The organism is Celeribacter halophilus, assembly GCF_900114135.1.
Classification (GTDB): domain Bacteria; phylum Pseudomonadota; class Alphaproteobacteria; order Rhodobacterales; family Rhodobacteraceae; genus Celeribacter; species Celeribacter halophilus.
Map to the genome: position 1 here is coordinate 1 of NZ_FORY01000043.1, position 8,652 is coordinate 8,652.

The following is an 8,652-nucleotide window of genomic DNA, read 5'->3' on the forward strand; positions in this document are numbered from 1 at the left end:
CGGAGGGCAATATGTGTCCATTCGCTATACTGAACGTTTAGCCGAAGCTGGTATTGAACCATCGGTCGGCAGCGTCGGGGATTCATACGACAACGCCCTCGCCGAGACGATTAACGGTCTCTATAAAACCGAACTCGTTCATCGCCAGGGGCCTTGGCGCAACATGCAAGATCTGGAAATGGCCACCCTCGGATGGGTCGACTGGTTCAATAATCGCCGCCTGCTTGGCCCTATTGGGAATATCCCACCAGCCGAGGCCGAAGAGAACTTCTATGCACAGCGCGACGTGTTCGATATGGTCGCGTGAAATGAAGCTATAGGTCTCCGGCAAACTCGGGGCAATTCACAATGACGTGAAAGACAAGCTCGATGTTCGTGCCCTTGAGCGGCTGGTGCAAATTGAGTCACACGGCACAATCGACGGCCTTGGCACACTGCCAGACCTCACGCTGGAAGAAGCAATCCGTGCAGCCGAAGCAGGCATTAACTTCATCAAGGAAGTTGGCGAGGACCACTACAAGAAGATGTGCGCAGCTTGTAAGTAATGCAGCCACCAGAATAAAACGAAATGCCGCCCTGGATTGGAAGCTGTCTCTTGCTGCGCTTGGCATGAACGTCTGCAGAGGGCCGTTCGTCCCATCAAGGTGGCCCGCTGAGCACGACTTTGCAAAGGTCGCTATCTGCGCATAGCTGCCGTTGGTGTTGCGCGCAGCGAATTCACACTTTCCGCCCGATGTGCCCAAGGATCATGACCGCTTCGGGCTGACGGCGGTCAGCAGAGCATCTTCCCAGAGGCCCTAACTCCCGAAAACTGGGTGCCGCACTGCCGCAAGTTTGGTTCGCGCCCACCCTGCCCGATGCTGCAATAGTCTTGATGGTCCACTCTGGCAAAACGGATTAAAGCTCAACTCCAGGTGCATGGAGACCTGTTGGCGAGAGGGTAAAAATCTCGCAGCCATCCGAGGTCACACCAATCGAATGCTCAAATTGCGCTGACAGAGACCGGTCACGCGTTACGACAGTCCAGTCGTCGGCAAGTATTTTGACGTCGCCGCGCCCGAGATTAACCATCGGTTCAACGGTAAAGATCATCCCTTCGCGAAGCTCTGGACCAGTGCCCGCAGTTCCAAAATTCAAGATATCGGGCGAGTCGTGAAAGACCTGGCCGATGCCGTGGCCGCAAAAATCGCGAACGACGGAGCAGCGCTCGGCCTGTGCGTAGGTCTGGATCGCATAACCAATATCACCCAGTCGCGCCCCCGGACGCACCGCGTTGATCCCCTGCATCATCGCCCCATGAGCGATCCGGATGAGGCGTTCAGCCGCGCGTTTGGGCTTCCCCACCACATACATCCGACTGGAATCGCCATGCCAACCATCATGGATCAAGGTAACATCAACATTCACGATGTCGCCGTCGCGCAGTTTCTTTGAGTTCGGAAATCCGTGGCAAACCACATGGTTGACCGATGTGCAGCAGGCGAACTGATACCCCTTGTAGCCGAGCGTGGCGGGCGTAGCGTCATTTGCGGCGGCAAAGTCGCGAACGTATGTGTCAATCTGCTCCAAAGCTGTGCCGTCGCGGACAAGACCTGCGATCCCGTCGAGGCATTTGGCCGTCAAAGCCCCCGCGCGATGCATACCTTCGAATGCATCCGGTCCGTAGAGTTTGATGGCGTCCGTTCGGCGGGCGCTCTGCGCCTTCGGCGCTATGGGGACGTGGATATAGGTGTTCATCATGTATCCTTTGCGTCATGGCCACTGGATCGAATTGACTATGGTTGAAATAATGTATACGATTCGTATATGATTTATATATACAGGAGAGGAGGACGTCGATGGGCATCGTAAAAATCAGTGACGCGCTGCACGAAGAACTACGTAAGTCCAGTTCGGTCATGTGCCGTTCGATCAATGCGCAGGCGGAATTCTGGATGAAGGTCGGCATGCTTGCAGAGGCGAACCCGACCGTTCCCTTTACGGAGATCATGGCGCAACAACTCAAGAATGCTGAAGTGCAAGAGCCGACAATCGACGCGGCCTAAAACTTTTCTCTCTTTCTGGAGAAGTGCGGATTGGGTGGAGTCGTCGTCTGTCTGGTTGCATCCAAAGGCATCTTGCCAGTTTGTGACGCGCGCCACGAAGGTCTGCTATCCGGTTCAAAGTGAGCATTTGATGACGTATTTTGCAACAGCCGATCAGGGATGATTATTTCATGTTTCTGTAGATCGATCACGACAGGAGGCTTGCGGTGAAGGACGGCCTTTGGGCGTCTGCGGTTGTAGAAATCCGTCAGTTTTCTGACCGCAGCTCCATTTCGTCCTGCAACGTCATGCGTCGCGCAACATGTCGACAAAAGCGGTGACCTTGACGGGGCGGAATTTGGCGGCGGGGTAGACTGCAAATATGCCACCCTCGGGCAAAGCCCATTGCGGCAAAATCTGTGTCAGCTTGCCGCCCCGCAAATCCTTGCGCACCAAAAAGTCGGGCAATATCGCAATCCCTGCACCGCCCTTAACCGCTTCCAGAATTGCGGGTGCGCTGTCGATGGCGAGAGTGTTTGCCAGTTTCACAGACACGCTTTGCTTTGCATCGTTTTCAAAAGCCCATTGCAGGGGATCAGACAGGGATAGGTTGGCAACGAAATCGAGCGACGTCAGTTCATTGGGGTGTGCGATAGCGTTAAGCTGGGCCTTGTCTGTGGTCGCCCCTACCAACAGCTGTTGAAAACCGCTGATTTTGCGAGCAATCAAACCAGAATCCCGCAGCCAGCCCACACGAATGGCCAGATCAAGATCACCTGACATCAGGTCGCTGTGGCTGTCACCGAGATGCAATTCAACCTTGCACTCGGGGTATTTGGACCGAAAAGCGGCGACCACGGGGGTCACAATGACGGTGCCATAGTCATGCGGTGCGGTTATGCGCAAAGTGCCCAAAGGTCGGTCTGACAGTTGCAACAACTCGCTAAACGCATCATCCGCATCATGCAGGATTGACGCGCAACGGGTGTAAAATGCCAGCCCCGCTTCGGTCGTGCTGACCTTGCGCGTGTTGCGCACCAACAGGGTTGTTTTTAGCTCCTGTTCCAATTGCGTTACTTGCGAGCTGACCACAGCTTTGGTCACCCCCAACCGTTCGGCGGCCCGTGTAAACGACCCCGTTTCCACCACCGCCGCGAAATAGGCCAGCCTGTTCAGATTGCGTGCTTTTGACATGATGTAACTGTTAGCTTTTGATAAACAGTTTGTCAAAATCGTTCGTCTTATCATTGGTAATCAAGGGGCGCATATACCCTTCAAAGGAGACGAAACATGACACAGACAGTGACTTTGCAATACCTCTTCGATCCGTTGTGCGGCTGGTGCTATGGTGCCTCTGCCTCGATCAAAGCTTTGTCGAAACAGCCGGAAATTGACCTGCAGCCCATGGCGACTGGCCTGTTTTCTGGCACAGGTGCGCGCCCGATGAAGAGCTTTGCCGCGCAGGCTTGGGCTATGGATCAACGCATCGGCGCGCTCAGCGGGCAGCCGTTCAGCGAAGACTATCGCACAAAGGTGCTGGGCTCAGAGGATGCTTTGCTGGACTCAACAGTCGCAACACGTGCTGTCGTCGCAGTGTCGGCAAGCACCCCTGATCGCGTAATCGACACCCTCGCCGCCATTCAATCGGCGCGATACAAGGACGGCAAAGACGTGACTTCGGCCGTTGTTGTAGCGGGTATTTTGACCGATCTGGGCCTCATGGACGCCAGCGCGCGTCTTTTGGCGGCAGATGACCCTCTATTGCACCTGGTAAACACCCGCACAGCTGCGGCCCGCGATCTAATGAACGCCTACGGACTGCAAGGCGTTCCTTCTCTGATCGCAACCGTCAATGCAGAGCTGAGCATATTGGACGCCAGTGCGCTGTATTCCGGACCCGACAACATCTTGGCCGCTCTCAAACTGGCTTAACCTCTTCACAAGGATTTCGAAAATGAACCGTAGAACAGCCCTCAAAGTGGCAGCAGCCGCTGGCGTAGCCGCACTTGTCGCGCCCAAAGTGGCGTTTGCAAACGAAGACGGCCTAAGCTGGGCACACTTCCCAGCCGGGGAAAATGGCTTTTATCGCGCGCCTGTCTTGGTGTCCGGCCCGTCCGAAGCCGTCCTGATTGACGGCGGGTTTACGCTGCCAGACGGTCAAGCCTTGGCCGAGGCGATCAAAGCCACCGGCAAAACATTGACCACAATCTATGTCAGCCAAAGCGACCCGGATTTCTACTTTAGCCTGCGCCCTATCGTTGAGGCCTTTCCTAAGGCACGCGTCATCGCGGCCAGCGAAACCGTTGCTGCGATCAACGCGAATGTCGCCAAGAAGGTCGAAACATGGGGACCGCAGCTTGGCGAAAACGGCCCGCAATCTGTTGATGATGTGGTCATGGCCCAAGTTAACGATAGCGCAACTTTGACGGTGGATGGCTATGTGCTCGACATCGTCCCGGCGACAGGAATCGCCAATCGCCGTTACATATGGAGCGAAGACCTGAAGGCTGTTTTTGGCGGTGTGATGGTCTTTTCAGGCACCCATGTTTGGCTGGCCGATACGCAAACAAAAGAAGAGCGCGCAGCATGGATTGCCAACTTGGACACCATCATCGCACGCGCACCTCAGGTCGTTGTGCCGGGTCACATGACACCTGACGCGCCGCTTGGTCTTGAAGCTGTCGCGTTCACCAAAGCCTATCTATTGGCTGTAGAGGACGAGCTGGCAAAAGCCACGACATCTGAAGACCTGAATGCAGTAATGCGCGCCCGCTATCCCGAATTGGGAATGGGCATGGCCTTGGACATCGGCGCAAAGGTTCTGACCGGCGAGATGAAATGGGGCTAGGTAGAACGCAAATCCATTTCGGTTAGGAGGCTTTATTCGCAATGGCGCACGTATTTGAACGTTGACGCCGATGCGTAGTATAATCCGGTGGCGAGCTTCGAAAATATCAAAGCTCGCCACCAGACCCGAGGTCATAGCAGCCATTGGCGCAAGCTCAGCGAAAGCTCGCTTTGTCCCGCATCAGCGACATTGGGAAGCACAAAATGCTGCGCGATGCACGAATGGCCGCTTCGACGGGCTGCATCGCAGCATCTTGAACTGGTGATGAAAGGCAGCAATGGGCCGGGTCCCGTCGTTCCGATAGGGTGGGTAGACAGTTTAAACTCGTTGCACGGTCATGGATCGGCAGAAAGCCGTAAAAGCGGACGCGGTTTCTCTGTTATGACTGGTCGCCGAATTGGCAACTCGCTTTATTTCCTGAAGCCACTGAACCGGCCGCGATGGGTTCGTGTTTCGACGACGAGCACGCCATCCTCGATCCCGGCCCGACGGATGGGGGCTTTGGTCAGGGCGATTCCCAGCGGTCTGCCGGCCTCCGTCAACACCCGCACCCCCTTGTTCTCCACCAGCAAGACCAAGCCCTCCTCTACAAGCAGGTCGCATTTGGTCGTGCAGTCCTGCAACCCCACAAGGCGGTCGCCCTCAAGGACGTAGAGACGGGTGAATGTCTGGATATAGAGATAGCGATCCGTCTCCAGGATCCTGACTGGCACGGCGCCCACATCATAGAGGTCGATCGGCTTGCCGGAACCATCGATGCGCAGGACCCGCCCTTGGGTGGTTCCCAGTAACGCCGTGTCGCCACGCCCTGAAAAGGTCGCAGCCTGAAGGCGGTCAGGGCCGCCGCCGGTCGTGAAAGTCACGGTGGCGGAGAACGTCAGTAAGTCCTCAGCGTTTTCCTTACCCTGCAGTTCTTCGTGGCTGGCCCCGGTCAGTGTCTCGTAAGCCGCGTTGACTGCCTTCATCTGGTCCTCGCTACCCGGATTGAGGTCCGGGTGCAGCTGACGCGCTAAGCTGTGGTATTTCTGCCGGATCTCATCCGGCGTTACTGGCAGCGCAAGCTCAAGCTCCTTCAGCGCCTCTTCGATTTCCACGGCGGTTCGCGTATGCCTGCCCATGTCGCCCACTTCGAAGGTATGATGATAGGTCTCCACGGGGCGCTCAGGCATACGGACGCCCCACAGAAGCTTTCCGCACTGATCGATGCACCAGGCTTCATCAACAAACGTGTAAAGGTATCTGTCCCGGCTGGGGCTGAGTGCGATGCAGTTGAGCGCCAAATGGGGTTCACCCCAAAGAATACCTCCGTCCACGTCAGGATCGAGACGGCGGCGCCCCGCTGCGACTTCGGGCGTGGCGGATAGATCGGTCTCGAAATCGACCTTCAGGTCTGCGCCGTAGACGGTCAGGATGTTCGTTTTCGACCGTGTCGCGAAGCCCTGGCCCTCGGGATGGACATCAAGCGCATAGATCGGACGCTTCAGTCGTTCGATCATCGTGGGGCCACCCTGCTCGGAGGTGAACATCACTGCGCCCGGCGCACCGAGGCTTGCCTCGGACTTTGCAAGATCATCGAAGGAAAGGACACCGCCACGTGTGGTGAAGTATTTTCGGAAGGCAGGGTCCGGGCGATCCGCGGGCGCGATCGCCTCTACAGTGAGTTCACGCCAAGCGCCTTCGGCATCCTCGAATGTTTCATTGGTTGCAGGCAGCGTAACCTGGCTGGTCCAGGCCTCCGGAGATGGTGGCAGCGGCACCAAGGTCAGCTTTTCGAGGTTGAGCTCGATGGGCTTCCCCGGCTTGGATCTGGCCTGGTGAGTCCCGGGGCGCGGCGGCTCGGTGTAGACTGCCGAAGCGTCCTTGGCGCTCATCTCGACGCCATCTACGTAGAGCGCGTAGGTCTTTCCGTTCTTGGCGCGGGTGATCTCGCCAGCCTTCTCCAGCCACGAGATCAGGTTGCTAACAAGGCGGCCATCCTCGGCGCCCACCTCCGACTTCATCTTGTTCTGCAGGATGCCAGGCTTTGCTGCGACGGCTTTGCGAATGGCGTCGAAGAGGTCAATGGCGGCGAGATGCTTTTCGGCATCAGCGCGGTATTCCTCGAGATGGTCGAATTCCGATACCAGATCATGCAGCATCGCCAGTCCCTTCCGGTCACCGGTGATGGCCAGCATAGTGCCACCCTGAGTGAGCGCTGGCATATTCAGGCTCAGCCTCTTGCCGTGCCCCTTGGGATCTTCAAGCCACTTGCGAATGAGCGGCAGGCTCTTGCGCGCCGCGATGGCGGCGTCCATGTACCTGCGGTCCGAGATACTTTCCTGCAGAGCCTGCAATTGGCTGAAGTAAGCCTGCCCCGGCATTTCGAAGGATTGTGCCTCAAGGCGTTCCCTCGTTTCCCGTTCAAAGTCCTCGAAGCGGCTCTGGCGCTCACCGCCTGAGCCGGCCGTTTCGCGGATGGCGGGGAACCCCTCATCACGCACTGTAGTTTTCCCCGAGCCGAAAAGATTCTTCAAAATGCCGAACATTATGAACCCAACTGTCTGACCTCTATACGGCAATAGTTGGGGCACCCAAAATTACGCATGTCAACCTTCCGGGGCACGAATGGACATTAGCGGCAAGGATGGAGGTAGGTAATGGCTGGGACCGGTCAAGCGTAGCGATAGGTTCGAATGTCCGCAGAGGGTCGACCACGTCGAGAAAGAAGACCACGGTTCCAGACTTTGCAAAGGTCACTATCTGCGCATTGCTGACCTTGGTGGATGGCGCAGCAAGAGCTACGGCGCAGGCAGGGGGGAGAATGTCGGCTTTTCACAATACGAACCAATGATCACGCACCTGCAGAGAATGTCTGCAAACCGCCGTGTCTAACGGCATTCTCGCATTTCTACTTGATTGAGTGAGCCGCCTTCAATTTTACGCCCGTTTCCACGAAGATGATTTTTTCGGCGCGCAGCATAGTCAGCGTCCCAGAACCGAATTTCTCCAGAGCCGAGAGGTTGGTGGGGAAGAGATGTCACATGTAAATCCCATACTCTATCCTCGTCAGGTAGTCTTGCACGGCTTCAGCGCCAGGGGCCGAGGCGAGTAGGTCAATGGGCTTTCTGTTTTCCAGGCCGAATGCGGGCTGGCCCATCCACAATTCAGCCTCTTCTTTTGAGCCCAGAACTTCGATGGCTCTCCCTAGAATTTTTGCAAAACGCCATATCCGATTGCTTTGCTCGACACTCAGTGGCTTGGAAGTATCCTCTTTCTTGTGACGTTGCAGGGTCCGTGGGCTGATGCCAATGGCCTTCTCAAGGGTATCCCCTGACGACAACATGGGGGTTTCATTCACCAGGTGTATAAGTGCGGTAAGGGGAAGGCCTCTAACAATCAGATCATGCGCATCCCGCGCAGTCTCTATAGGCGCATGGATCGTGCGTTTGCCGCCGAGCAGCAGGCATGTTCGGGTCACTTCATTCTCGAAGCGGCTCATTGCAACCATAGCGCCCTCCTTAGTGTCACTTGCCCTGAATTATCTGACGTAGACGCCCGGGTTTTCAAGAGAGGTTTCCGCAGGCCACCGAACGCAGGCGGAACGACGGTCGTCCCGCCGAGCGCAGGAGATCGATCGGCGAATGACATTGCCCCTTTGTCTGGCATTCTGTATCCGTTTCTTTCGGTCGCAATTCATTGGGCACTTGCCAGTTTCATTGTGATGATGCCGCTGATGATGAGCAGTGCCGCAATGATCCGTGTTAGCGTGACACTCTCTCCCAAGACGGCGATCCCGAGGAT

The 8,652-nt window shown here is 56.4% G+C and carries 9 protein-coding genes; 5 read left to right on the forward strand and 4 right to left on the reverse strand.

Going from position 1 to position 8,652, the window contains the following annotated elements; all coding sequences use genetic code 11:
• Both BM152_RS18325 and BM152_RS18330 read left to right on the forward strand, forming a co-directional pair.
• A partial coding sequence (locus tag BM152_RS18325) for an integrase core domain-containing protein (RefSeq protein ID WP_139222548.1) occupies nucleotides 1–307 on the forward strand: 307 nt, incomplete at its 5' end.
• A 46-nt stretch (nucleotides 308–353) separates the two neighbouring features.
• A complete protein-coding gene (locus tag BM152_RS18330) occupies nucleotides 354–545 on the forward strand; it encodes a hypothetical protein (protein WP_066601496.1) in 192 nt (63 codons plus the stop codon).
• Nucleotides 546–897: 352 nt separating this feature from the next.
• Here the strand turns inward: BM152_RS18330 and map are convergent, their stop codons facing one another.
• Nucleotides 898–1,737, reverse strand: coding sequence for a type I methionyl aminopeptidase (map, locus tag BM152_RS18335; RefSeq protein WP_066601498.1), 840 nt, complete (start codon nucleotides 1,735–1,737; stop codon nucleotides 898–900).
• A 101-nt stretch (nucleotides 1,738–1,838) separates the two neighbouring features.
• On the opposite strand from map, the gene BM152_RS18340 reads away from it, so the two are divergent.
• Nucleotides 1,839–2,045 (forward strand): ParD-like family protein, encoded by a 207-nt coding sequence (locus BM152_RS18340; RefSeq protein WP_066601499.1) that lies wholly within the window; start codon nucleotides 1,839–1,841, stop codon nucleotides 2,043–2,045.
• A gap of 285 nt (nucleotides 2,046–2,330) precedes the next feature.
• Here BM152_RS18340 and BM152_RS18345 read toward each other — a convergent pair whose 3' ends face one another.
• Nucleotides 2,331–3,218: a LysR family transcriptional regulator gene (locus tag BM152_RS18345; protein ID WP_066601501.1), complete on the reverse strand. Its 888-nt coding sequence runs from the start codon at nucleotides 3,216–3,218 to the stop codon at nucleotides 2,331–2,333.
• 96 nt (nucleotides 3,219–3,314) lie between these two features.
• Here BM152_RS18345 and BM152_RS18350 point away from each other — a divergent pair, with 96 nt between their 5' ends.
• A complete protein-coding gene (locus BM152_RS18350; protein ID WP_066601506.1) occupies nucleotides 3,315–3,956 on the forward strand; it encodes a DsbA family protein in 642 nt (213 codons plus the stop codon).
• Nucleotides 3,957–3,978: 22 nt separating this feature from the next.
• Entirely contained in the window at nucleotides 3,979–4,872 is an 894-nt protein-coding gene (locus tag BM152_RS18355) for an MBL fold metallo-hydrolase (RefSeq protein ID WP_066601508.1), read from the forward strand.
• A gap of 410 nt (nucleotides 4,873–5,282) precedes the next feature.
• On the opposite strand, the gene BM152_RS18360 is transcribed toward BM152_RS18355, so the two are convergent.
• Both BM152_RS18360 and parS read right to left on the reverse strand, forming a co-directional pair.
• Entirely contained in the window at nucleotides 5,283–7,397 is a 2,115-nt protein-coding gene (locus tag BM152_RS18360) for a J domain-containing protein (protein ID WP_066601510.1), read from the reverse strand.
• A gap of 491 nt (nucleotides 7,398–7,888) precedes the next feature.
• On the reverse strand, nucleotides 7,889–8,359 hold the full coding sequence (gene parS, locus BM152_RS18365; RefSeq protein ID WP_066601514.1) for a type II RES/Xre toxin-antitoxin system antitoxin: 471 nt from the start codon (nucleotides 8,357–8,359) through the stop codon (nucleotides 7,889–7,891).
• Nucleotides 8,360–8,652: the final 293 nt, after the last annotated feature.

Coding starts and splice junctions, on each gene's coding strand:
- BM152_RS18340 (WP_066601499.1), top strand. CDS start 1,839: ATGGGCATCGTAAAAATCAGTGACGCGCTGCACGAAGAACTACGTAAG.
- BM152_RS18360 (WP_066601510.1), bottom strand. CDS start 7,397: ATGTTCGGCATTTTGAAGAATCTTTTCGGCTCGGGGAAAACTACAGTG.
- BM152_RS18350 (WP_066601506.1), top strand. CDS start 3,315: ATGACACAGACAGTGACTTTGCAATACCTCTTCGATCCGTTGTGCGGC.
- BM152_RS18355 (WP_066601508.1), top strand. CDS start 3,979: ATGAACCGTAGAACAGCCCTCAAAGTGGCAGCAGCCGCTGGCGTAGCC.
- BM152_RS18345 (WP_066601501.1), bottom strand. CDS start 3,218: ATGTCAAAAGCACGCAATCTGAACAGGCTGGCCTATTTCGCGGCGGTG.
- parS (WP_066601514.1), bottom strand. CDS start 8,359: ATGGTTGCAATGAGCCGCTTCGAGAATGAAGTGACCCGAACATGCCTG.
- map (WP_066601498.1), bottom strand. CDS start 1,737: ATGAACACCTATATCCACGTCCCCATAGCGCCGAAGGCGCAGAGCGCC.